The sequence below is a fragment of the Seonamhaeicola marinus genome, from assembly GCF_008085455.1.
On record NZ_VSDQ01000723.1, the window covers coordinates 1 to 480 of the forward strand.

Annotated in this window: 1 protein-coding gene and 1 pseudogene; both read left to right on the forward strand. The window is 25.4% G+C overall.

All coding sequences use genetic code 11. The annotated features are described in order from the left end of the window. Positions 1 to 93 (forward strand): DUF4295 family protein (locus tag FUA24_RS20970; RefSeq protein WP_148545044.1); only part of this gene is annotated, 93 nt, incomplete at its 5' end. A gap of 281 nt (positions 94 to 374) precedes the next feature. Further along, a pseudogene (locus FUA24_RS26140) lies at positions 375 to 480 on the forward strand (signal recognition particle-docking protein FtsY); the annotation flags it as partial.

Genomic DNA, 480 nt, shown 5'->3' on the forward strand with positions numbered 1-480 from the left:
AAAATGGTAAAGTCACCTAAAACAGGCGCTTATACTTTTGTTGAGGCTATTATGTCTCCAGAAGAAGTTAATGATTTTTTGAGTAAAAATTAGTAAGCCTTTCTTATCAAAATATTAAACTGCTTTCTTTTAGTAAGAAAGCAGTTTTTTTATGTTTATATTTGGCGTGTTAAATTACTAGAAACCTGTTTTAAACGTAGTTTTTCATTTTACATTTCTTTAAAAAGTATATTATTAAAAAGAAATGTTCTGTTATTATGGCAGAAAAAAATAGTGGCTAAATATTTGTTATAGCAAATAAATGCAATAGTGCACAAGCAATGTTTAGCTATTAAGTAAACAAGCAAACAACAAACACATAAACATTCAAAAGAATGAGTTTTTTTAAAAAAATATTTTCTTCTGAAAAAAAGGAAACATTAGATAAAGGTCTAGAAAAATCTAAATCCAGTTTTTTTGGTAAATTAAGTAAAGCTGTAG